Here is a 21,946-nt window from a genome sequence, read left to right as displayed (position 1 = left end):
CCCGTCACACACGATCACCCGCACGGGTCATGGCGCCCGCTACGGATGATGGTGAAGAGCCCAGCCTAACCCCTCGGGATCTTGTCCGGGCGCGCACCCACCGGGACCGGGGGGCGCACCCGTCGCGCGGCGGGCGTGCGAGTCGTGGTGACAGGGCGTCAGTTCCCGTCCGGGCGCTCCCGATACGTGCCCGCGATCATGGCCTCGATCAGTCCCCGGTGCAGCACCGTCTCGTCCAGGTCGGCCGGCTGCTCGCGCTCGCCGAAGTGCCACTGCCGGTGCGCGATGCGAGCCATCACCACGCCGTGCCGCACGGCCGCGTACATCTCGAAGTACCGCATGTCGCGCGGCGTGTGGCCGGTGAGCTTCTCGTACTGCGCGCACACGTCCTCGGTGCGCATGAAGTCGGGCAGGCCCGGCATGCCGTAGCGGGTGGCGATGTCCTGGAAGAACGCGTGGATGAAGATCATCCAGGCGATGTCCAGCTCGCGCGGGCCGACGGCGGCCATCTCCCAGTCCAGTACCGCGGTCGGTTCGAAGTCCACGTAGAGGATGTTGCCGATCCGCGCGTCGCCCCAGCTGATCACGTCCGGGCCGACCTCGGTCGGGAAGTTGTCCTCCAGCCACGCGAAGGCCCGGTCCAGGAGCGGCACGCGCTGCCCCTCGATGCCCCACTCGTAGAACGCGCGCAGGTCGTCCAGGTGCCGGCGCAGCGCGTTCTCGCCGGTGCCCTCGTACTGGAGGAAGGCGATCTCCTCGGGCGTCGTGTCGATGCCGTGGATCGCGGCGACGACGGCGACCGACTCCTCCTGGAGCCGGCGACGCTGCTCGGGCGTGGCCGCGAGCATCCAGCCGTCGATCGTGTACGGCATCACGTCCGGCGGCGCGGCGCCCTCGGCCCGGCGCATCACGAAGAACGGGGCGCCCAGCGCGCCCTCGTCCGGCTCGTTCCACAACAACGCGGGCACCGGGATCGAACAGCGCTCGCCGACCAGGGTCATCACCGCGTACTGCTTGTCCAGGTCGTAGGTCGGGAAGACCGGCTTGGCGTCCATCGACGGGCGCATCCGCACCACGCAGCGCTCGGTGCGGCGCTCGCCGTCCACCGTCCAGGTCGCGTCGAACAGCAGGGTCTCGCTGGACATCCCATTGCCGGAGGGCGCCTTGAGCTCGGATATCTCCGGGTCGGCGCCCTCGGGCAGCCGACCGGCCAGCCACGCGAGCAGTTGGTCGTGCACCGTCGCCAGGTCCCGTGTGCTCGTCTGCGGACGGGTGACCTCGTCGGGGTCGGCCACGACAACCTCCGGTATCCACGTCGCGATGTGCGACGGGCGCTGCCGGACGTCCCTGCCGACGCCCGGTCCCCGCCCTGCCGGCGGCGGTTGCCCGCCGGAAAAGTGAAACACGTTCTATCATGTGTGACACGTGTCATCAATGGCCGCGCGGCCCGCCGCGGCCCGGACGCCCGGGGGATCACCGGCCGGAACGCCCGGACGCGGTGCCGGGTTCGGGTCCCGGGTGTTGCAGACTGGACGGATGCCCCCAACCTCCGCCACGGTCCGCCGGCGCCCGCGCTGGTGGACCGAGTTGCCGCTGATCGCGGTGTTGTACGAGGCGTACTCGCTGAGCCGACTCGTGGTCCGCGGCGACGTGGACGCCGCGCTGCGCAACGCCGAGCGAATACTGCACGTGGAGTCGCTGACCCACCTGGATCCCGAACGCGTGCTCAACCGGGTCGTCACCGACCACGTGTTCATCGGCGTGGTCTGCGACTACGCGTACGCGACGCTGCACTACGTGGTGACCCCGGTGGTGCTGTTCTGGTTGTGGCGCAGACGTCCCGAGCGCTACCGAGGCGCCCGCACCACGTTGGCGATCGCCACGGTGGTCTCGCTGGCGGGCTTCATGCTCTTCCCGACCGCGCCGCCGCGGATGATCGACGGCTTCACGGACACCATGGCGCACTTCGCGTCCTGGGGCTGGTGGGGCGCCGGCGCCAGCGCGCCGCGCGGCATGGAGCACATGACCAACGAGTACGCGGCGATGCCGTCCCTGCACGTGGGCTGGGCCGCGTGGTGCGGATGGCAGTTGTGGCGGCACGGACGCGGTCCGATGTTGCGCGGGCTGGGTGTGGCCTACCCGCTCTTCGTGGTCCTGGTGGTGCTCGGCACCGCGAACCACTACCTCGCGGACGTGCTCGCGGGACTCGCGGTGATGGGGCTGGGCGCGCTCGCGTCGCCGTGGGTGCTGCGCGGACTGGATCGGGCACGCGACGGGGTGGCGATGCGCCGAACGGGATCGGAATCGCCGGGACAACCGATCGTCATCGACCACAGAGATGCCGCTTAGTACCGCCGATTCGCGGCCGATAAAACGATTTCGATCAAGGTCGGCCTGATGCGACCTTCGAACGACGCTTGCCTGGCAGGCAAGCGGTACCTTCTGGGAGGTCCCGTGCCCGGCAACGGGAAGGATTCCGTCATCGGGTACACGCCGATCGGACAAGCCACCACATCGGTGGACGAACCCGATCGGGCTCGGCCTGACCGGCCAGACCCCGCCCGACGGACCCAGGGGCACGGCGAATCGGAGACGGGGCCGGCAGGCGACGAGAGCGGGGAGCTGTAATGCGGATCAGCGCCGTGGTGTTCGACGTGGGCGAGACCCTCGTCGACGAATCGCGCGAGTACGGCACGTGGGCCGACTGGCTCGGGGTGCCCCGACACACGTTCGCGGCCACGTTCGGGGCGGTGATCGCCCAGGGCCTCGACTATCGCGAGGTGTTCCAGCGCTTTCGGCCGGGCTTCGACCTGACCGTCGAGCGCGCCGCGCGCACCGCCGCGGGCTTTCCCGAATGGTTCGGCGAGGAAGACCTCTACAACGACACCCGCCCGTGCCTGAAGGCGCTGCGCGACCAGCACGTGTGGCTCGGCGTGGTCGGCAACCAGACCGTGAACGCGGGCGTCATCCTGCGGGGCCTGGATCTCGGCGTGGACCTGCTCGCCACCTCCGACGACTGGGGCATCAGCAAGCCCGAGTCGGCCTTCTTCGAGCGCCTCGTGGCCGAGTGCCCCTGCCCGGCCGAGGAGATCCTGTACGTCGGCGACCGCCTCGACAACGACGTCCGCCCCGCCCACCTCGCCGGCCTGCGCACCGCCCACGTCCGCCGCGGCCCCTGGGGCTACCTGGTAGCCGACGACCCCGAACTGATCGAGGTCACCGACCTACGCCTGGAATCCCTCGGCGAACTCCCCGCCGCCGTCGCCCGCATCAACGGCATCACAGAACCGTAACCCGCACCCCCAGCCCGGCCGGCACCGCAGCCAAAAACACCGACCGAGCAAACCGTCAGCCCGGCCGGCGCTCGAGGCCACCTCGGCCAAAGGCCAGGCAACCCAGCCCGGCCGGCGCTTGAGGCCAAGCAGCCCGGCCGGCGCTTGAGGCCACCTCGGCCAAAGGCCAGGCAACCCAGCCCAGCCGGCGCTTGAGGCCAAATAGCCCGGCCGGCGCTTGAGGCCAAGCAGCCCGGCCGGCGTTTGAGGCCACCTCGGCCAAAGGCCGGGTAACCCAGCCCAGCCGGAGGCCGAGTGCATCAGGCCGCCCCCTCCCCGACCTGCCCGCCACCACCACCGCCGCCGCCGGCCCGCCCCCCACCCCCCGAGCGCAACCGATCGTCGACGTCCCGTACGAACGACTCCCCCGCCCAAGGCGCCAGCGAAGCCCGCACCGTCCGCACCCGATCCACCGCCGTCGCATACCCCTGCACACCGACCAGATCGAGCGCCTCCTCCAACAGCCGACACGCATCTTGCGGCTCACGCGCACCGACCGCGGTCGCGGCCAGCTCCGCGAGCGTCATCGCCCGCTGCTTGTGGCTGTGCGCCGGCAGCCCCGCGAGCGTGCGCTCCAGACTCGCCCGGGCCTCGGCCGAGCGCCCGGCCGCCACCTCCGCCGCGCCCCGGAAGCCCTCCAGACGCGCCGCCGAGAACCAGTCCAGCCACGCCGGCGGCCCGGTAGCCGTCCACGAACCGGGCGTCTCCGGCGGCGCGTACGTGTCGGCGGCACGATCCAGCAGCGGGAAGGCCGCGTCCGGCGTACCGAGCCGGACCTCCGCCTCGGCCGAGATCGCGTCCAGCCACGCCCGCAGGGTGGGCCCGGCGTCGCCACTCGTGGTCCGCTCCCGCGCGGCGGCCAGGGTGTCCCGGGCCTCCCCTCCCCTTCCGGTCCAGGCGGGCGCGAACGCCATGTGCCCGAGCACGGCGGCGGCCAACGAGCCGTCCCGGCCCCGGTCCGCCGCGTCCAGCGCCAGTTCCTGCCAGCGCCGCACGTGCGGCCCGCGCAGGCTCAGGTCGAAGAAGGCGATCCGGGACGCGAGCAGCGCCGTCTCCGCGATCGCGGACTGGTGCGCCCCATCCGGCCCCTCGGCCAACAGCCGGGCACCATTGCGGGCGTGTTCGGCCACCACCGGTAGCAGTCGTCCCGGTTCCTCGATCCAGTAGCGGGACCGCAGCCGGGCGGTGGTGGCGATGTAGGCGGCGGGATCGGGCAGATGAGCCGCCGACCCCGAGGATGCGTATGCGGCGGAATTCTTCGCCGTGAGGCCGGCGACGGCGGCGCCGGCCAGAAAGGTACGTCGTTGCATCGCGTCCTCCATACGCGTGGTGGTGACGGACATGCCTGCGTGGACCCGGTCACGCGAACCACCGGGCCCGTACGCTCCGTACTGGATCTCGATCGTGACCCCGTCCCACCTGCGGCGTCATGCCTCTAGCCCGTTAGGGCGGCAAGAGTCCTCAGCGCGTCCTACAGGAGTCCCACCGCGGGCCTCGTCACACGGTGTGCCGGCCTGGTTGCATCTAGGGCAGAAGCGGACGTCCCCGAAGTCGGACGCTTCGGGCTCGTGCAGGACGAAGAGGACGCTTCGAGGACCTCCCGGCCCCCGAGGACGATTCCGTTTCCACGACGAAACGAGAGGACCGCCTCACCGATGGACGCCGACGTGAACCGAACGACGCTGGCAGCGCTGCCGCAGGACGCGCTTCGGAACCCGTACGCCCCTCGCCTGGTAGCGGCAGGCGAGACGTTCGACGTGATCGAGGTGGAGGACCGGCTCGGCCGTGAGGCCCTGGCCACGCTGCACGCACACCGCGTGCCGGTCGGGCCGGTCATCTTCGATCGCCGTTACCGCCGGATCGGATTCCTCGTACCGCCGACCACCGTGATGCCGGTGCGGCCGCGCGATCGTCGGCTCGGCCCGCGCCACCACGGCCGGGGTGCCTGGATCACCTTCCCGCCGCCGCCGGAGCAGAACGACGGGCCGCTCGTGTGGCTCGTGCCGCCGACGCCCGACAACCGCCTGACGACGCTGCGACACGTGCGCGCGGCGATCGCCGAGGCCGCCCGCGCGCTCGCCGAGCGCCACCAGCAGGCGATCTGAGGTCGCCCAGGACGTACCGGTCGGGGACCTGACATCACGAGCGGCTCCCCCAATACCTGCTCGACCCGACCGGTACCGGTAGGACGCGATGCGCCCCCACGCCACAGCGCGTGGGGGCGCATCCGCTTGTCCCCACCTGCTCCGATCCGACCTGCTCCGAGAGGTTTACCGGGCGTCGAAACACGCCCGCGGCACCCGGTTCGCGCCGCCGAATCGGGGTTTATCAAAGCGGGGTCCGAGGTCTCGCGCCTCTTTCGGGCAAGGGTCTTTCGGATGGCGTCCGGTTGGCGACAATGGCAAGGGCACGGGATCTTGCGGACCCTCCAGGGTCGACCGATCCCGTCGCTCCCCCCGTCCGTATTCGTCGTCAGCACGTCTGCACTGTCGGAAGGAATCCGCGCATGCCGTCCGAGTCGCGCAAGCCCCGTATGCGGCCCGCGCCGCTGTTGTTCGAGCCCTCGGTTCCCGAGCCGCCCGACGAACGCTTCTTCGACCTGGACGATCTGACCGATCCCCAGGAGGTGCTGACCCGCTCCACGGATCTGGCCGAGGCGTTTCGCGCGGCGGCCGACCGGGCGGTGGACTACCAGGCGATGGCCGCGGCCCGGATGGCGGATCCGAATCGGTTCGACCACCTGACGACGGCTCAGGTCGCGGCGCGGGCGGGGTGGGGCGAGGAGTACACGGCGAAGATGATCGAGCACGGCCGGAAGCTGCTGCTGGAGCGCGGCGAGTAGCGCCCGACCACGAACGCCGGCCGGGCATGGCCCGGCCGGCGTTCGCACGTCCCACCCCGCCCACACGGACTCCCCCACACGGGCTCGCCCCGACGACCGACCACGCGATCCCACCCGACCGCGCCGGCCCACTCGGCGCCCCGACCTCACCTCGACAGCGCGACCCGGTGCCCCGCGAGTTCGGCCAGCACCGCCTGGTTCGCCTCCCAGCCGTCCGGGAAGTTGACCGGGACGCCGAGGTGGACCGGGTCGGCGGTGGGGTGCGCGTCGAGCAGTTCGGGGATGCCGGCCCTGGCCACCACCAGGCACGCGTGCCGATGCCGTGAGGCCAGCACGCACAGCCGCCCGGTCTCCAGGTGGAACTCGGTCGCGTCGCGCCGACCGGAGAGCGGGTGCAGCACCACGGTCACGTCGAACTCGCGACCCTGGAGCCGGTTCGCGGTGTCCACCACGATCTCCGCCGCGCCGAGCGTGCGCAGCGCCGACTCGACCCGGGCCCGTTGCTCGCGGTGGCTGACCCCGATCGCGATGCGTGACGCGTCCAGCGCGACCCCGTCCGGCGTGCGCTCGCCGATCGCGGTTCCGCCCCGCGCGAGCAGCCGCGCGGCGAGCGTCGCGACCGCGTGCACCGCCTCCTCGTCGGCCGCCGCGGTGAACCGCGCGGGCAACTCCAACAGGCCCCAACCGGAGGTCGCCGCCACGTCCACCACCGCGTCGTACGCGTCGTCCTCACGCGCCGCCTCGAAGCGCAGGAGCCGCTCGCCCGGACCGGTCCCCGAACGAAACGGGGTGAACGGATAGAACGCCTCGGACACCAGCGGCGCCGCGCTCGCGGGCAGCCGCCAGGACACCGGAAGCCGATGCACCGGCAGGTCCGGGTTGTGCCGGCGGAGCACCACCACCGCGCTCTGCGAGGGGTCGTAGGTCAGGCTGTGCCAACGCGAGGTGTCCACGGTGGCGAACGGGTCGAGTTGGCCGGGGTCGCCCACGAACAGCGCGCGGTCGAACAGCCGGGCCACCAGCAGCAGGGCGTCCGAGCGCATCTGGTACGCCTCGTCGACGATCGCCCAAGGCCAGCGCCGGTCCTGGACCAGCGCCCACTTGGCGGCGGTGGCCACCACCACGGCGCACGCGTCCAGCGCCTCGGCCTTCTCCGCGTTCACCACCGACGTGCCCACCAGCGCGGGCGGCAGCCGGTACCCGGTGGCGGACAGCCGACCCACCGTCAGCCCGGGGTGCTCCGCGACCAGCCGCACCAGCAGGTCGTCGACCTGGTTGTTGGTCTGCGCGACGATCATCAGCCGCTCGCCGCCCTCGGCCAACTCTCCCGCCGCGCGCACCACCAGCGTCGACTTGCCCGCGCCGGGCGGCGAGTCGACCACGACGCCGCGATGCGCCCCGGAGCCGAGGTCGGCGAGCACGGCGTCGGTCGCGGCGGCGGCGAGCGCGGCCGGGTCGCCCTCGGGATGCCGGGCCCGCACGACCGTCACGACCACTCCTCCAACGCGTCGTCGTCCGCCTCCGGGGCGGCCTCGGGTTCGGGTTCCGGCGGCGGACCGCCGTGCGTCCAGGGGGTGTCCTCGACGGCGGGCCAGTCCGGACCGCGTCGGAACTCGGCGATCAGCGAGGTCCAGCACAGGACTTCGCCCGGCTCGGGCACACTGCCCGGCTTGGGCGCCTTGCCGCCGCCCATCCCGCCGCGCAGTTCCAGCACGACCCGCCCGGGCTCGGTTTCCAGGACGCGCGCCTTCGCGTCCGGGCGCTCGACACACGCGAGGTCGGTCCCCGGTCCGAACAGCGGTTCGTCGTCGGTGGCAAAGCTCAACAGCGGGCGTGGGCGCGCGGTCTTCTTCCCCGGCTCGGCGACCATGCGCTCGGCGTCCACCGCGATCAGTTCGCCGCGGAACGCCTCACCCGCGAGCCGGACGGCGGCCATCAACAACGGGTCGTCGCGCACCTGTTCGGCGTCCAGTCGGGCCTGCGCCCGTTCCCGGGTGGCCAGTTGCGCGGCGGCGGAGATCGCCCCGGGCACCCGCGGCTGCGGGCGCGACTCGGGGTCGGCCAGATCCGCGGCGAAGAAGCTGTACGAGGCCCGGTCGGCCTCCCACCGCCCGGCCACCGAGGCCCCCACGGGCAGCGCGCCGAGCAACTCCACGCCGCGCCACATGCGATCCCAGGTCGGCATCAACTCGGCGGCCAGCGCGTCCCGGATCGCGTTCTCGGCGTCCCGACCACGCGGCCCGAGGTCGGCGCGCACACCGGTGTCGGCCGCCTCCTCACCTCGTTCCGCGGCCACCGCCTCGTCGAACGCGGCGATCAGCGGCACCAGTCGCTCGTCGAAGGCCGGATCGGTCGCGGGCCCCGCGGTCGGCCCACCCTCGACCTCCCGGGCCGCCCGGTCCCCGCGCTGCCCGGCCGGCGGGTCGATCCAAGCCAGTAGCGCGCCCAGTTCGCCGTCCTCCAGCGCACTCTGGCCGGTCGCCCACATCTGGGTGAGCAGGTCGGTCATCGCCAGCAGCACGCTCGATCCGGGCACCCCGGCCCGATCGGCGAGCCACGTGCTCCACCGGCCGAGCAGCGGGACCTCCGCGGCCACCGCGAACTCGCCCTCGGTGCGCCGGAATCGGGTGGAACGGCCGAGCAGCCGCAGATACTCGACACCGCCCGATGTGGGCACCAGCACCTGGGGCGCGTCCACGCTGCGTTCGTACGGGTCGTCGCCGCGTCGCTCGATCGTCTCCGTCTCGGCGGCGAAGGCGCCCAGATACGGCAGCAGCAGTCGACCCAGCTCGGCCGCGTGCGCGAACCGCCGGTCACGGTCTCGCGGTTGCGGTACGGCGAGCAGGTGCGGCCGCTCGCGCTCGGTCCCCACCAGCACGGCCAACGGCGCGAACGCCTCGCCCGCGAGCACGTAGGGCACCAGCACCACCGGGCGAGCGGACAGATGCCGGTGTCGGACGGTCGCGGCCGGTTGGGCCACCCCGGTCGCGGCGGCACGCAGTCGGCCGAGCGCGGCGATCGCGCTCACCCGACGCCGCCGAGCACCTCGGAGCGCAGCGCCTCGGCCCGGCGGAGCAGTCTGGCCACGTCCTCCTCGCCGGGCTCGGCGGCACGTGTGCCGTCGGCGAGCGCGAGCGCGTCGGCGATGTCCTCGATCCCGCCCAGCGCACCGCGCACCGCCGTGCCGAGCGTGCCCACGCTGCCGCCGCCGGGTGCGCAGCCGCGGGCCTCGTGCCGACAGAACAGCGCGAGTTCGCACGCGGAGAGACAGTCCGGGACGTACGCGGCGGGCACCTGTGCGACGGCCGCTTCGGCCCGATCGCCCTCGACGTCGAAGGTCAGCGTGTCCGGCAGTTCGCCGAGCAGGTCCTCCACCCCGGACAGGCGTTCCAACCGGCGCCGGGTGGTGGCCAGTTCGCGCCGTACGTCGAGCACGACGGCGACCGGGCGATTGGAGAAGTCCTGCGCGCACACCAGCACGATGTCGGTGGCCACGATCGCCGGGTCCAGGCCCAGGTCCGCGGCCAGTCGGCGCAGCGCGTGCACGTACACCGCGGACTGCCGGGTGGCCGAGGCGAGCTTGCCCGGGTCGGCGGACCCGTCGATGATCGCGAAGGACTTGATCTCCACCACGTACAGCCGCCCGGCCACCCGGCACGCCATCGCGTCCGGTTCCAGGTAGGCGCGGCGGCCGGCCACGTCCAACGGCAGCAGCGGGTGGTCCAGGATCGCGCACGCGTCGGGTTCGCCGCGGGCGGCCCCGAGCAGCGCTTCGCGGGTGCGGGCCACCCGTTCCTCGCGGCTCGGCCGGCCGGTGTTCTCGTGGTCGACGTCGACCAGCGCGCCGCCGTCCGGGTCGGCGCCCAGCGTCTCGGCGAGCAGTCGGCGCAACTCCGCTCCGCCGTCCGCCTTGACCCGGGCCTCGAACACGTTGCCGCGCCCGATCGCGAACGGCGATCGGCCGTAGCGTGGCGGGAAGCCGAGTCGGTCGGCGAGCACGGTCTTCTCGATGCCCGCCGCGTCGAGCACGCCCCGGCGGGCGCACCCCGGGTTGGCCGCGAGGGCGGCGACCGTGCGGGCGTTGTGATTGCGGGTGGGCAGTGTGCCGCGCAACTGCTCCAGCCTGCCGGCGATAGCGCCGGTGGTACCCGTCGTGCGCATGTCTCGTGTACGGCTTTCGTCGTCGAACCGTCCGGTCCCGGGTCAGTGTGGACCATGTCACCGACACGGGGAACTCAGGTCTGCTCGTCCGCTCCGGGCAGGGCCACGAATCCGGTCTCGTCGGTGGGCGCGAGTTCGCTGAACGACTCCAGCGCCTCGTCGAGTTGGCGCACGGCGACCGAGTTCCTGTAGGGCTCCAACTGTTTGCGGGTGATCCGTACGCGGTCCATCGCCATCGAATACCAGTGCACGCGCAGCATGTCGACGGCCTGGAACAGTCGGCCGCACGCCTCGTCCACCTGGCCGGCCTGGAAGGCCGCCTCGGCCAGGTCGGCGTACATCACCGCCCGCTGCTTGTCGCCGTTGGGCGGCAGGTTCTGCAACGCGTCGTTGAGCGAGCCCTGGGCCTGGTCCATCCGGCGCGCGGTGAGTTCGGTCTTGCCGCGAAAGCCCCACAGCCGGGAGGCGTCGAAGAAGTCCAGCCACGGCGGCGTGGGCGTGTTGTCCGGATGGCACAGCAGGTCCTCGGCCCGGTCGAGCAGGTGCAGCCCGCGCTCGGGGGTGCCGCGCAGCGACTCGAACTCGGATTGCACCGCGTCGAACCAGGCGAGCATCACCATCGGCGCCCCGCGCGTGGCCGTCTTGCGGGCGAAGTCGAGGATGTCCTCGGCCGCGGAGGGCGCCGCGTCGAAGGCGGGGATGAACGCGGTGTGCGCCAGCACGGCGGCGGCCAGCAGGGTGTCGCCGGCCTCGTTGGCGGCGCGGTAGGCGACCAGGTAGTGGTCCTGCGCGTCGTGCGGGCGGTCGAGGTCGAAGAAGGCCATCCGGCCGGCCAGCATCGCGGTCTCCGCCAGCGACGCGCCCAGGATCCGCCGGGCCCGGGCCGGGCCGGGGGCGTTGAGCAGCTGGGTGCCCAGGCGCACGTGCGCGATCACCGACGGGTAGGCGATGGCGGCGGGGGCGACCCAGTACATCTGCCGGTAGGTCCGGGTGAGCATCGCGTACTGGTCGGCGCCGACCACGGTGAGCTGGCCCGCCCGCGAGTGCATGGGAACCGCGAGGGGGCCCGGGTCGGGGGTGTCCCGGAGCAGTTGGCGCAGCACCGCGGGGGTGGCGATCTCCAGCGTCCGGGCCGGGGGCTCGGCGGCCGAGGGGCCGATCGCGCGCAGCGGCGGGCGGACCGGCAGGCCCGGTGGGGCCGGTGGGCCGTCTCCTTCCAATCGACGACCGCCGACCACGGTGGGCCCGGTCTCGAAGGGGGACCGGGGTGGCACGATCGCGGGTCCGGGAGGCGGCACCGGGCCGGGCGCGGGAGGGGGCCCCGGGGGTGGCACGGGGCCGGGCGGCGGCACCGGGCCGGAGCGCGGTGGCGGCACCTGTCGCTTGACCCCGGGCGCCGGGTGGGTCGGCACGGCCATCGCCCCGCCGACCGGACCGCCGGTGGCCGGCGGCTGCCGGCGCACCCGGGCCTCGCCGTAGCCCGGATACTCCGGGCGATCGGGCGCCCGCCCGGTTTCCCGGGCGGGCGCGGGGAACGCGGGTGGAACGGACGGTTGCTCCAGGGCGGGCGGTGCGTCGGTGTAGCCCTGACCGTACTCGGCCAACTCGGCCTGCCACGGAGGGGTGAACCCCAGGTCGGTCAACGGCCGCTCGAACAAAGCCTGCAGGACCTGCTGATAATCGGGGGTCGGCCAGGGCGGATCGGCACTTTCCCAACGCCGTACCTGCCGCACGCTGACGCCGAGTCGAAGTCCGCATTCGAGCGCCTTCTTCTCGAAGGCGTCGGCCAATTGTTGCTGGGAAACCCAGCCATGCGAGTGCCGTAGGGCCTTCAGCCGGACATTCCCGGACGAAGGACCGGCCCCCTGCCGCATGGCCATCGGCCCTCCCGGTTACGACGTGCGGTGTGCTGTGCAGGCTGTGATGCCGACGGTACCCGCCGTGAGACGGGCCGGGGGACCTCTTTGCGGATGTCCGGAAAGGGGCGTCCTCCCCGTGTCCTCAAAGAAGTCCTACGAGGGACCTTGCGCGCCCTCGATACGCTCCCCGCGCGCCCCCGCCCGCGATCCGAGGCTGTCGATGGGTGTCGATTTTCGATCACCGCCGACCCCTGCTAATGTTTCCCCCGCAACGCAAGCGCCGCTAGCTCAGTTGGTTAGAGCAGCTGACTCTTAATCAGCGGGTCCGGGGTTCGAGTCCCTGGCGGCGCACCTTGCGAAACGGCGATGGGGCCCTCGGTTCACCGAGGGCCCCATCGCCGTTTCCGCGTTCTCGCATTGTCGCTTCCCCGCGTCGAATTCACGAACATTTGTTCGCCCGAATGAATACGTGGGCGTACGGACGGGGTGGACCCTGGGGTGTGCCGATCCATAGCCTGGTCGGGTTGGTTGATGATCTTCGATTGCGTTGTTGGACAAGGGGATTCGATGACCGCCCTGGACGTGCCAGACATACTTTCGCCCGAGTTCGCGGCCGATCCGTATCCGCTGTACCGCCGGATGCGCGACGAGCATCCGTTGCTGTGGCACGAGGGGATGCAGAGTTGGATCATCTCCCGTTACCAGGACCTCGAACGGGCTTTCAAGGAGCCGGTGTTCACCACCGACAACTACGACTGGCAGTTGGAGCCCGTGCACGGGCGGACGATCCTGCAGATGAGCGGGCGCGAACACTCGGTGCGCCGCGCGCTGGTGGCGCCCGCGTTTCGCGGAAACACCCTCCAGGAGACCTTCCTGCCGGTGATCGAGAGCAACGCGCGGCGGCTCGTGGACACCTTTCGCGACCGCGGATCGGTGGACCTGGTACCGGAGTTCGCCCAGCGTTTCCCGGTCGATGTGATCGCGGACATGCTCGGCCTGGACCAGGCGGACCACGCGCGGTTCCAGGGCTGGTACACGTCGGTCATCGCGTTCCTGGGCAACCTGAGCCAGGACCCCGACGTCGCCGCGGCCGGGCTGCGCACACGCGAGGAGTTCGCCGCGTACCTGCTGCCGCTGATCGCCGAGCGACGCGCGAACCCCGGCACGGATCTGCTGTCCACGCTGTGCCTGGCCGAGATCGACGGCACCCGGATGAGCGACGAGGACATCAAGGCCTTCTGCAGCCTGCTCCTGGCCGCCGGCGGCGAAACGACGGATAAGGCGATCGCGAGCCTGTTCAAGAACCTGCTGGAGCATCCCGACCAGCTCGCCGCGGTGCGCGCGGACCGGTCGCTGATCCCGCGGGCCTTCGCGGAGACGCTGCGCTTCTCGCCGCCGGTGCACATGATCATGCGCCAGCCCGCCGAGGACGTCGAGTTCGGCGGTGGCGTGGTGCCCGCCGGCAGCACGCTCACGTGCCTGATCGGCGCGGCGAACCGGGACGACCGGCGCTACGCCCACCCGGATCGCTTCGACATCTTCCGCGAGGATCTGACCGCGAAGACCGCGTTCTCCGCGGCGGCCGACCACCTGTCCTTCGCGCTCGGCCGGCACTTCTGCGTCGGAGCGCTGCTCGCGGTGGCCGAGGTCGAGGTCGGCACCAACCAACTGCTCGACGCGATGCCCGATCTGGCCTTCGCACCGGGATTCGCGCCCGCCGAGAAGGGCGTGTTCACCCGCGGCCCGGTGGCGCTGCCGGTGACGTTCACGCCGGTGGCCTGAGCCTCGACGGGGGCGGGATCGTGCCCGCCCCCGCACCGGCCCGGATCAGCCCACGTACGCGGGGGTGAACTCGACCGGGAGGTTCTCCAGGCCGCGCATCCACACCGAGTCGCGCCAGACCAGCTCCCGGGTGGGCACCGACAGGTTGACGTCCGGCAGCCGGTCGAGCAGCACCTCGATCGCGGCGCGCGCGATCACCTCGGCCAACTCGGGTGCCGGGTAGGGACAACGGTGCTCGCCGTGGCTGAACGACATGTGCGCGTTGTTGCCCGCGGCGCCGAGGTGCGAGTCCGGCCGCACCTGCGGATCGGTGTTGGCCGCCGACAGACCCAGCACCAACAGGTCGCCGGCCTTGATCTTGCGACCGCCGAGCACGGTGGCGCGCACCGCCCACCGGCCGATGAAGTTCTGCGTCGGGGTGTCCTCCCACAACACCTCGTTGAGCGCCTGCCCGACGCTGCGCCGGCCGCCGGACAGGGTCAGCGCGAAGCGGTCGTCGGTCAACATCAGCCGCAGGGTGTTGCCGATCCAGTTCGCGGTGGGCTGCTGGGCGGCGGCCATCACCACGAGCATGTCCTGGATCAGTTCCTCCTCGGCCAACCCGGCCGGGTGCGCGAGCAGCCGCGAGGGCACGTCGGCGCCCGGGCGTTCGCGCTTGCGCTCCAGCAGCCGGGCCATCGTGGCCCCCACCCGCAGGTGCGCGTCGACCGCGCCGTCGCCGCCGTCCAGTGACGCGGCCAGGTCCTGTACCAGCGCCGGGGTCTCCTCCTCGGGCAGCCCGAACAGCCGGGCCACCACGAGCGAGGGCAGCCGGTGCGCGTAGTCGGCCATCAACTCGGCCTCGCCCACCCCCGCGAACTCGTCGACCAACCGGTCCGCGATCCGCTCCGCCTGGGCACGCAGCTCGAACTGGTCCACCGCCGCGAGCGCGTCGCTGATCGCCCCGGAGCGCCGCCGATGTTCGGGCCCCTCGGTGAACATCACCGACGGCTGGTAGCCGACGAACGGCATCAGCGGCCAGTCCGGCGCGATCGTGTCCCACGCGTGCCAGCGTCGCGAATCGCGCGCGAAAAGCTGGTCGTTCGCGGTCACGTGGTGCACCTCGCGGTAGCCCAGCACGAACCATGCGGGGATGTCGCCGTCGAGCAGGATCGGCGCCACCGAACCGTGCTCCTGACGCAGCGTGCGGTATATCCGGTGCGGGTCCTGCCACAGGCCCGGGCCGGCCAGCCGCGCGGCGCCCAGGTGCGAGGGGTCGAGCGGCGGTCCGTCCACGTGCGCGGGGCAACCCTGCGGCGGCACGGCGGCGTTCGGGTCGTCGATGTCCGAAGGCGTGGTCACAGGGCGCGCTCCCGGGCGGCAGACAACGTGTAGAGGTGGTTCACCAGCGCGATCAGCACGGCCTTGCTGGACTCGCGGCTGCGCGCGTCGCAGTCGATCATCGGGATGTCGGCGGGCAGCGACAGCGCGTCGCGCACCTCGTCCAGGGTGTACTCGGGCGGGCCGAAGTTGTTGCGGGCGAGCACGAACGGCATCCCGTGGTGCTCGAGCCGGTCGATCGCGTACCACGAGTCCTCCAGCCGCCGCGGGTCCACCAGCACCACCGCGCCGAGCGTGCCCGAGAACAGCCGGTCCCACAGGAACCAGAACCGCTCCTGGCCGGGGGCACCGAACAGGTAGAGCACCATCTCGTCGTTGAGCGAGATCCGACCGAAGTCGAACGCGACCGTGGTCGTGGTCTTGCCGTCCGCGGCACGCGCGTCGTCGATGCCCACGCCCGCCCGGGTCATCGTCTCCTCGGTGTTGAGCGGACGGATCTCGCTCACCGAGCGCACCATCGTCGTCTTGCCGACGCCGAACCCGCCCACGATGGCGATCTTGAGCCCGTCGCTCGCGGTGCTCGCCAGGGGGGTACGGACGGCCGGCTCGGACGGGGCGAGCTCAGAGGTTGTGGAGTCCAACGAGCACCTGCTTCAGGATCTCGGTATCGGGTAGTTGCGCCCGGCGCGGGGACAGGCGCGGGTGCCGCGCGGTGATTCGCCCCGTGTCGAGCAGGTCGCACAGCAGGATCTTCACCACGCCCACGGGCAGGCCCAGTTCGGCGGCGATCTCCACGACCGCGGTGGGGCGATCGCACATCCGCAGGATCCGCACGTGCTCGGACTGCATTCCCGGGGTCGGTTCGCACTCGCTGACGATCAGCGTGACCAGGTCGAACGCGTCCTCGTTCGCGTGCGTCCGACCGTTGGTGACCGTGTACAGCCGGTCCGGGTCCCCGCTGTCGACTGGTCGCCGGATCATGCCGATCGGCCGCCTTCGCCGAACTCGCGGGCCGGTGCGCTCAGGTACTCGCCGATCTGCTCGACCAGTTCGTTCATGTTGTGGCCGACCACCCCGGCGTCCGCGTCGTCGTCCGCGATCACCGCGAGGTGCGCGCCCTCACCGGCCTCGACGATGAACAGGATGCCGCCGTGGAACTCGGTCATCGACTGTCGGACGCCGCCGCTGCCGTCGCCGAACTCGATGGAGGCACCGTGCGACAGGCTCTGGATGCCGGACGCGATGGCCGCGAGCTGGTCCGCCTGGTCCACCGTCAGGCCCGAGGTACGGCACAACTTGAGGCCGTCCTTGGACAACACCAGCGAGTGCCGGGCGCCCGGAGTGCCCTTGATCAGGTTCTCCAGCAGCCAGTCGAGTTCCCGCTCGGGCTGCCGCTGCGTGCCGATCGGCTGTGCGTCGGTGCCGTGTGCTGTTGCGCTCATAGGGCTTCCGAGGCGGACATCCGGTCCGGATGGCCGACCCCTGCCTCCGTTCTCTCGTTGCGTACGACCCGGCGAAGGGGCGATCAGGAATTGTCGTCGGGGGACGCCGTCACGTCCCGACCCGGCTTCTCGCCCTGGACCGCCTGGCGGAAGGCGCCGAAGCGGGCTCCGGGCGCGGGGCGCGGCTTGGCCGTTCGGGAAGCGGGGTCCGAGCGCCCTTCGGCCCGCTCCGCCGCCTTGGCCGCGGCGGCCAGGGTCTGTCCGGGGCGGCGCTTGGCCAGCCCGGAGAGCCTGGGCGCGGGCGCCGCCTCGGGCGCCTGCTCCGGCTCGGCCGGTGGGTGCCCGGCCACCGGTTCGAACACCGGCGGGGCCGCGGCCGGCTGTCGGGGCACCGCCGCCGGTGCCGGCGGTCGCGTGCCGGGCTCCGCCCGCTTGCGCGGCTCGGGCCGGGCCTCGCCGACCAGTTGCCGGGGAATCATCACCACGACGCCGGTGCCGCCGCGCGAGGACGGGCGGAACGACACCGTCAACCCGTGCTTGCGGGCCAGGCAGCCGACCACGGCCAGGCCCAACCGGGTCCCGGACAGCGTGGTCAGGTCCAACGCCTGTGCCGCGACCGCCTGTTCGGCCCGCCGTAGGGCGAACTCGCCCATCACCAGGCCGCCGTCCTCGACGGTCACCACAACGCCGGCGGGCACGTCCTCGACGTAGACGTGCACCTGCTCGGAGGGCGGCGAGAACTTGGTGGCGTTGTCCATCAGTTCGGCGAGCGCGTGCATGACGCCCTCGGCCGCGTAGCCGGCCACCGTCGCCTCGCTGGTCGAGTGCACCCGCACCCGCTGGTAGGCGCTGATCCGGCCGACCGCGCCGCGCAGGATGCTCTCCATCACGATCGGCTTGGTCCACCGACGGCCGGAACGGGCGCCGGTGAGCACCGCGATGCTGTCCGCGAGCCGACCCGCCTGGGCGGTGCTGTGATCCAGCCGCAGGAGATCACCGAAGACCTCCTCGCCGTGCCGCCCCTCCATCTCGCGCAGATCGGCGAGCATGCTGGTGGACAGCGCCTGGACCCGCCCGGCGGCGTTCGCGCACGCGGACATCGCCGCGGCGCGCATGCGCTCGCCCTGGCCGACCTCGCTGGCGACGGTCGTCAACATCCGCTCCAGCGCCTCGTGATGCGGGGTGGGTACGCCGGCGAGCGCGGTGTCCACCGACGCGCCGTCGCGCAGCAGCGCCACCAGCGCCGGCAGCGTCTCGTCGGCGAGCCGGGTCGCCTCGGCCTCCAGCGCGGACATCCGGTCCCGGTTGTCGTCGTTCCACCGAGCCGCGTCGCCCTCCATCTCGGCGATCCGCGCGCGCAGCCGATCCGCGCTGCCGACCGCGTACACGGTGGCCGCGACCGCGATGGCCAGCGCGAGCGCGACCGCCACGCCGCCCACCGCGACCGTCGTGCGATGTTTCGAGCCGACGGCGGACACCGCCCACACGACCGCGCCGGCGGTGATGATCGACACGGCCGCGAAGGCGAGCAGTGCCCGTCCCGTGGGCGGTCGTTCCGACCGGGCGCGAGGGGGCGTGTGTGCAACTGACATCAAGCGGATCCTCGTTGCCGGGGGCTGGTCGGGCGTGAGCCTACCCGCGCGATCCGGACGTTCCCAACACCGACCTTCCGGACGCAGGCGTAGCCTGACGTGTCGTCAACCGCCCTGATTTGTCCGTGACTTACCCTTCTCGACGGGACGCCGTTCAACGCGCCGCAACCCTCTCGGCGACCGGCCCCGGGCCACCACCGCAGGGGCCGGCCGGGGGCGCGCGGAAAGCGCCGATCCTTACGACCGACGGGTCGCGCCGATCGCGCCGGGCGGGCCCGATCGCCGCTCGCCCGCTGCCCCACCAGCACACCGGTCGGCGGCGTGCTCGATCCGGGAGAGCGGCTCGGGACCCGTCACCCACCTGCACGGGGGCAGTCGGACCCACCCGGCCCGCGGTCGGGCGAGTCCACCCCGACGACCCGCGACACGGCGCGGCGTGTGCCGGTCGCACCGGGCACGGATCCGGGCGGATCCCACCGCCGAGAGCCCGGACGGTGATCAGTCTCACGTCGACGGCGACGCCGTGCCGCCGCCGCGTGTGGCCGGCCGGAATCCGTCCATCCATACCGATTTTCGGTCGATACGGAGGAGGTCCGGGCATTCCGCCCGACTGCGATGCGGCGCGTATATCTTTGCCGATGTCGTCCGCGCAAGCCGCTATGCGCGGGGACGATCGGGCCCTACGGTCGTCCCGCCCGACCCGGACGCGGCCCCCGAACCGGGTGTCGACCCGGGAATTCCCTGTGCCGTCGGGGCTCGACCGCCCTCGCGGGCCCCCGACCACCGCCTCCGGACGCGGCCCGATCCGGGCTTGCCACGTTCGATACGAGACGTACATCACATCGCCCGGGGAGCAACCTGAGGGGCCCTCCGACAGTCAATGATGCGGAGACTCGCGTCGCGCGACCTCCATCTTTTCGACCCGTTTGAAGGGAATCCCGAAACGTGGCAGGTAAAGCGATGCGACGGCGCACCGTTCCGGCCGTCCTGGTCGCCGGCGCGATCCTGTTCACGGGGGCCTGCGGGCTGCTGGGCGGCGAGGACAAGGGCGACAAGACGAGCAACGCGGGCAGCGATTCCAAGGTGACCCCCGGTACGGCCGGTGCCACCGCCGGAGCCGAGTCCGGCAAGCCGCAGGATCCGCCCAAGGGTGCCGCCCCGCAGGTGACCATGACGCCCGAGGACGGCGCGACCGGCGTCGACCTGGGCGATCCACTCACCTTCGCGGTCGAGGGCGGCAGGATCGCCTCGGTCAAGGTGCTCAACGCCAGGGGCGAGGCGGTCGACGGCACCCTCTCCGCGGACGGCAAGTCCTGGAAGCCGAAGGTCCCGTTCACGCCCGGCGGCCAGTACACGGTGAGCACCACGGCGAACAACCCGGAAAACCAGCCGACCACGATCTCCACCAAGTTCACCACCCAGACGCTGGGCAAGGAGGTGACCGCGTCGATCTTCCCGGACGGTGGGACGGTCGGCGTCGGCCAGCCCGTCTCGGTGCGCTTCGACCGGCCGATCACCAACAAGGCCGAGACGGAGAAGGCGATGAAGGTCACCGCGACGCCCGCGGTGTCCGGCGCGTGGCACTGGTTCGGCAACACCCGCGTGGAGTGGCGACCGAAGGATTATTGGAAGGTCAACACCAAGGTCAAGGTCGACCTCAACCTGCGCGGCGTCGACCTCGGCGGCGGCGCGGGCTCCAAGCAGTACAAGAGCTTCAACTTCGCGATCTCCGGCGTGGCCCGGATCTCCACGGTCGACGTGGCGGCCAAGACGATGACCACGACCGAGAACGGCAAGGTCGTCAAGACGACCAAGGTCACCACCGGCGAGTCCCCCAAGTACGACACCTGGGGCGGCGTGATGGTGGTGATGGAGAAGTACACCCAGACCCGGATGAACTCCGCGACCGTGGGACTGGGCAAGGAGTACGACATCGCCGACGTGCCGTCGGCGGTCCGGATCACCACGTCGGGCACCTTCGTGCACGGCAACTACTGGTACGACAAGGCGAACCCGCCGTTCGGTCGGGCCAACACCAGCCACGGCTGCGTGAGCATGACGCCCGAGGACGCCAAGTGGTTCTACGACCACGCGGATCGCGGCGACGTGGTCAAGGTGGTCAACTCCAAGGAGCGCACCGTCTCGGCCGACAACGGCTACGGCGCGTGGAACCTGACCTGGGCCCAGTGGTTGTCGACCAGTGCGACCAAGGAGTGAGCCGGGCGTGACGATCGCGCCACGCGACAGGCCCGCGTCGCCCGGCGATCCTCCCGAGTGATCGCGATCACAGGGTCCCCCGCGCAACGCCGGCGGCGCCGGCAGCGTCCCTCAGGTGAGTTCACCAGACGGCCGAGCACGGGGGACCCTGTCCATGTCTCGAATCATCCGACGCACCGGAGTCGCCACACTCGTCGCGGCGTCGCTGTTGTTGACCGGCGCCTGCAACAAGGACGACGCGAAGAAGACGACGCCGGACCCGGCCAAGGCCGCGGGCGAGAATCGGGCCGGACCGGCGGAGCCCGCCGTCGTCACCCTGACCCCCGCGGACAAGGCCACCGGTGTCGACCCGGGGGCGCCGGTCACGATCGCGGTCGGCGGTGGCAAGGTCGCCGAGGTCAAGGTGACCAACGCGAGCGGCGAGAGCGTGGACGGCGCGCTGGCGGGCAACGCGTGGAAGCCCAAGGTGCCGTTCATGTACGGCGGCAAGTACACGGTGACCGCGACCGCGACCAACGCGGACAACAAGCCGACCACCGCGACCTCGGCGTTCACCGTGCTCAACCCCACCCGGCCGGCCACCGCGACGTTCATGCCGGACGCCGACTCCACGGTGGGCGTGGGTCAGCCGGTCTCGATCACGTTCGACGAGCCGGTGAAGAACCACAAGGCCGTCCAGGAGGCGATCAAGGTCACGCCCACCCCGGCCGTGGACGGCGCGTGGCACTGGTTCGGCAACTCGCGGGTGGAGTGGCGGCCGAAGGACTACTGGCAGGTCGGCACCCAGGTGAAGGTGGACCTGAACCTGCGCGGCGTGGACCTCGGCGGCGGCGTGATGTCGAAGCAGTTCAAGAGCTTCTCGTTCAAGATCTCGGACACCAAGCGGATCGCCGTGGTGGACGCCAACGCGCACACGATGACCGTCTCCGAGAACGACCAGGTGGTCAAGACGATCCCGATCACGGCCGGCGAGGACCCCAAGTACACGACGTGGAACGGGATCATGGTGATGGAGGAGCGCTACCCCACGCTCGACATGAACTCGCAGACGGTGGGCCTGGGCAACGAGTACGACCAGAAGGCCGTGCCGTTCGCGATGCGGATCACCGAGTCGGGGACGTTCCTGCACGCGAACACGTGGGCGACGACGAACCCGTTCGGCAACGCCAACACCAGCCACGGCTGCGTCAGCATGACCCTGGAGAACGCCAAGTGGTTCTACGAGCGTTCGATCCGCGGTGACATCGTGCAGGTCAAGGGCAACGAGGAGAAGCCGGTCGCGGCCGACAACGGCTACGGCGCGTGGAACCTGACCTGGGAGCAGTGGACCGCGGGCAACTGACCCGCTCCGACCCGCTTCCGGCCGGCCCCGACCAACGGGGCCGGCCGGCGGTACGTG

General features: G+C 71.8%; 18 protein-coding genes and 1 tRNA gene. 8 read left to right on the top strand and 11 right to left on the bottom strand.

Annotation, left to right across the window (positions count from 1 at the left end):
* Window positions 1–158: 158 nt before the first annotated feature.
* Complete coding sequence (locus ACIRL2_RS22655; protein WP_395863176.1) at window positions 159–1,295, bottom strand: phosphotransferase family protein; 1,137 nt, start codon at window positions 1,293–1,295, stop codon at window positions 159–161.
* Window positions 1,296–1,536: 241 nt separating this feature from the next.
* Here ACIRL2_RS22655 and ACIRL2_RS22650 point away from each other — a divergent pair, with 241 nt between their 5' ends.
* Complete coding sequence (locus tag ACIRL2_RS22650) at window positions 1,537–2,349, top strand: phosphatase PAP2 family protein (RefSeq protein ID WP_402234192.1); 813 nt, start codon at window positions 1,537–1,539, stop codon at window positions 2,347–2,349.
* 278 nt (window positions 2,350–2,627) lie between these two features.
* On the top strand, window positions 2,628–3,293 hold the full coding sequence (locus tag ACIRL2_RS22645) for an HAD family hydrolase (RefSeq protein ID WP_395863179.1): 666 nt from the start codon (window positions 2,628–2,630) through the stop codon (window positions 3,291–3,293).
* Window positions 3,294–3,592: 299 nt separating this feature from the next.
* On the opposite strand, the gene ACIRL2_RS22640 is transcribed toward ACIRL2_RS22645, so the two are convergent.
* Complete coding sequence (locus ACIRL2_RS22640; RefSeq protein WP_402234190.1) at window positions 3,593–4,642, bottom strand: transcriptional regulator; 1,050 nt, start codon at window positions 4,640–4,642, stop codon at window positions 3,593–3,595.
* A gap of 345 nt (window positions 4,643–4,987) precedes the next feature.
* Here ACIRL2_RS22640 and ACIRL2_RS22635 point away from each other — a divergent pair, with 345 nt between their 5' ends.
* On the top strand, window positions 4,988–5,437 hold the full coding sequence (locus ACIRL2_RS22635) for a hypothetical protein (protein ID WP_395863183.1): 450 nt from the start codon (window positions 4,988–4,990) through the stop codon (window positions 5,435–5,437).
* A gap of 401 nt (window positions 5,438–5,838) precedes the next feature.
* Window positions 5,839–6,174 (top strand): hypothetical protein, encoded by a 336-nt coding sequence (locus ACIRL2_RS22630; protein ID WP_395863185.1) that lies wholly within the window; start codon window positions 5,839–5,841, stop codon window positions 6,172–6,174.
* A gap of 146 nt (window positions 6,175–6,320) precedes the next feature.
* Here the strand turns inward: ACIRL2_RS22630 and ACIRL2_RS22625 are convergent, their stop codons facing one another.
* The 4 genes from ACIRL2_RS22625 to ACIRL2_RS22610 form a co-directional block, all read right to left on the bottom strand.
* Window positions 6,321–7,664, bottom strand: a complete 1,344-nt coding sequence (locus ACIRL2_RS22625) for an AAA family ATPase (protein WP_395863187.1) — start codon at window positions 7,662–7,664, stop codon at window positions 6,321–6,323.
* On the bottom strand, window positions 7,661–9,202 hold the full coding sequence (locus ACIRL2_RS22620; RefSeq protein WP_395863189.1) for a hypothetical protein: 1,542 nt from the start codon (window positions 9,200–9,202) through the stop codon (window positions 7,661–7,663). Before ACIRL2_RS22620 ends, ACIRL2_RS22625 begins: the two co-directional genes overlap by 4 nt.
* Window positions 9,199–10,335, bottom strand: coding sequence for a hypothetical protein (locus ACIRL2_RS22615; RefSeq protein ID WP_395863191.1), 1,137 nt, complete (start codon window positions 10,333–10,335; stop codon window positions 9,199–9,201). The genes ACIRL2_RS22620 and ACIRL2_RS22615 overlap by 4 nt, the downstream gene beginning before the upstream one ends.
* Window positions 10,336–10,409: 74 nt before the next feature.
* Window positions 10,410–12,215, bottom strand: a complete 1,806-nt coding sequence (locus tag ACIRL2_RS22610) for a hypothetical protein (protein WP_402234188.1) — start codon at window positions 12,213–12,215, stop codon at window positions 10,410–10,412.
* Window positions 12,216–12,471: 256 nt separating this feature from the next.
* On the opposite strand from ACIRL2_RS22610, the gene ACIRL2_RS22605 reads away from it, so the two are divergent.
* Window positions 12,472–12,545, top strand: a tRNA-Lys gene (locus ACIRL2_RS22605).
* 216 nt (window positions 12,546–12,761) lie between these two features.
* Window positions 12,762–13,976, top strand: coding sequence for a cytochrome P450 (locus tag ACIRL2_RS22600; RefSeq protein WP_402234186.1), 1,215 nt, complete (start codon window positions 12,762–12,764; stop codon window positions 13,974–13,976).
* Window positions 13,977–14,021: 45 nt separating this feature from the next.
* Here ACIRL2_RS22600 and ACIRL2_RS22595 read toward each other — a convergent pair whose 3' ends face one another.
* The 5 genes from ACIRL2_RS22595 to ACIRL2_RS22575 all read right to left on the bottom strand — a co-directional run bounded on the left by ACIRL2_RS22595 (window position 14,022) and on the right by ACIRL2_RS22575 (window position 18,330).
* Window positions 14,022–15,317, bottom strand: coding sequence for a cytochrome P450 (locus ACIRL2_RS22595; RefSeq protein WP_395863197.1), 1,296 nt, complete (start codon window positions 15,315–15,317; stop codon window positions 14,022–14,024).
* Complete coding sequence (locus ACIRL2_RS22590; protein ID WP_395863199.1) at window positions 15,314–15,937, bottom strand: GTP-binding protein; 624 nt, start codon at window positions 15,935–15,937, stop codon at window positions 15,314–15,316. The genes ACIRL2_RS22595 and ACIRL2_RS22590 overlap by 4 nt, the downstream gene beginning before the upstream one ends.
* Window positions 15,918–16,277 (bottom strand): DUF742 domain-containing protein, encoded by a 360-nt coding sequence (locus tag ACIRL2_RS22585; protein ID WP_395863201.1) that lies wholly within the window; start codon window positions 16,275–16,277, stop codon window positions 15,918–15,920. Before ACIRL2_RS22585 ends, ACIRL2_RS22590 begins: the two co-directional genes overlap by 20 nt.
* A complete protein-coding gene (locus tag ACIRL2_RS22580; RefSeq protein WP_395863203.1) occupies window positions 16,274–16,738 on the bottom strand; it encodes a roadblock/LC7 domain-containing protein in 465 nt (154 codons plus the stop codon). The genes ACIRL2_RS22585 and ACIRL2_RS22580 overlap by 4 nt, the downstream gene beginning before the upstream one ends.
* A gap of 83 nt (window positions 16,739–16,821) precedes the next feature.
* Complete coding sequence (locus ACIRL2_RS22575) at window positions 16,822–18,330, bottom strand: ATP-binding protein (RefSeq protein WP_402234183.1); 1,509 nt, start codon at window positions 18,328–18,330, stop codon at window positions 16,822–16,824.
* A 960-nt stretch (window positions 18,331–19,290) separates the two neighbouring features.
* Between ACIRL2_RS22575 and ACIRL2_RS22570 the strand changes: the two genes are divergently transcribed.
* Both ACIRL2_RS22570 and ACIRL2_RS22565 read left to right on the top strand, forming a co-directional pair.
* On the top strand, window positions 19,291–20,547 hold the full coding sequence (locus ACIRL2_RS22570) for an Ig-like domain-containing protein (RefSeq protein ID WP_395863207.1): 1,257 nt from the start codon (window positions 19,291–19,293) through the stop codon (window positions 20,545–20,547).
* A gap of 154 nt (window positions 20,548–20,701) precedes the next feature.
* On the top strand, window positions 20,702–21,889 hold the full coding sequence (locus ACIRL2_RS22565) for an Ig-like domain-containing protein (RefSeq protein WP_395863210.1): 1,188 nt from the start codon (window positions 20,702–20,704) through the stop codon (window positions 21,887–21,889).
* The last annotated feature ends 57 nt before the right edge of the window (window positions 21,890–21,946 follow it).

Source organism: Embleya sp. NPDC127516, assembly GCF_044765325.1.
GTDB lineage: Bacteria > Actinomycetota > Actinomycetes > Streptomycetales > Streptomycetaceae > Embleya.
The sequence above is the reverse complement of the archived record's forward strand: the minus strand, read 5'-3'. Positions and strand labels throughout refer to the sequence as shown.

Coding starts and splice junctions, on each gene's coding strand:
- ACIRL2_RS22575 (WP_402234183.1), bottom strand. CDS start 18,330: ATGTCAGTTGCACACACGCCCCCTCGCGCCCGGTCGGAACGACCGCCC.
- ACIRL2_RS22610 (WP_402234188.1), bottom strand. CDS start 12,215: ATGGCCATGCGGCAGGGGGCCGGTCCTTCGTCCGGGAATGTCCGGCTG.
- ACIRL2_RS22585 (WP_395863201.1), bottom strand. CDS start 16,277: ATGATCCGGCGACCAGTCGACAGCGGGGACCCGGACCGGCTGTACACG.
- ACIRL2_RS22630 (WP_395863185.1), top strand. CDS start 5,839: ATGCCGTCCGAGTCGCGCAAGCCCCGTATGCGGCCCGCGCCGCTGTTG.
- ACIRL2_RS22650 (WP_402234192.1), top strand. CDS start 1,537: ATGCCCCCAACCTCCGCCACGGTCCGCCGGCGCCCGCGCTGGTGGACC.
- ACIRL2_RS22645 (WP_395863179.1), top strand. CDS start 2,628: ATGCGGATCAGCGCCGTGGTGTTCGACGTGGGCGAGACCCTCGTCGAC.
- ACIRL2_RS22570 (WP_395863207.1), top strand. CDS start 19,291: ATGCGACGGCGCACCGTTCCGGCCGTCCTGGTCGCCGGCGCGATCCTG.
- ACIRL2_RS22635 (WP_395863183.1), top strand. CDS start 4,988: ATGGACGCCGACGTGAACCGAACGACGCTGGCAGCGCTGCCGCAGGAC.
- ACIRL2_RS22640 (WP_402234190.1), bottom strand. CDS start 4,642: ATGCAACGACGTACCTTTCTGGCCGGCGCCGCCGTCGCCGGCCTCACG.
- ACIRL2_RS22565 (WP_395863210.1), top strand. CDS start 20,702: ATGTCTCGAATCATCCGACGCACCGGAGTCGCCACACTCGTCGCGGCG.
- ACIRL2_RS22600 (WP_402234186.1), top strand. CDS start 12,762: ATGACCGCCCTGGACGTGCCAGACATACTTTCGCCCGAGTTCGCGGCC.
- ACIRL2_RS22615 (WP_395863191.1), bottom strand. CDS start 10,335: ATGCGCACGACGGGTACCACCGGCGCTATCGCCGGCAGGCTGGAGCAG.
- ACIRL2_RS22580 (WP_395863203.1), bottom strand. CDS start 16,738: ATGAGCGCAACAGCACACGGCACCGACGCACAGCCGATCGGCACGCAG.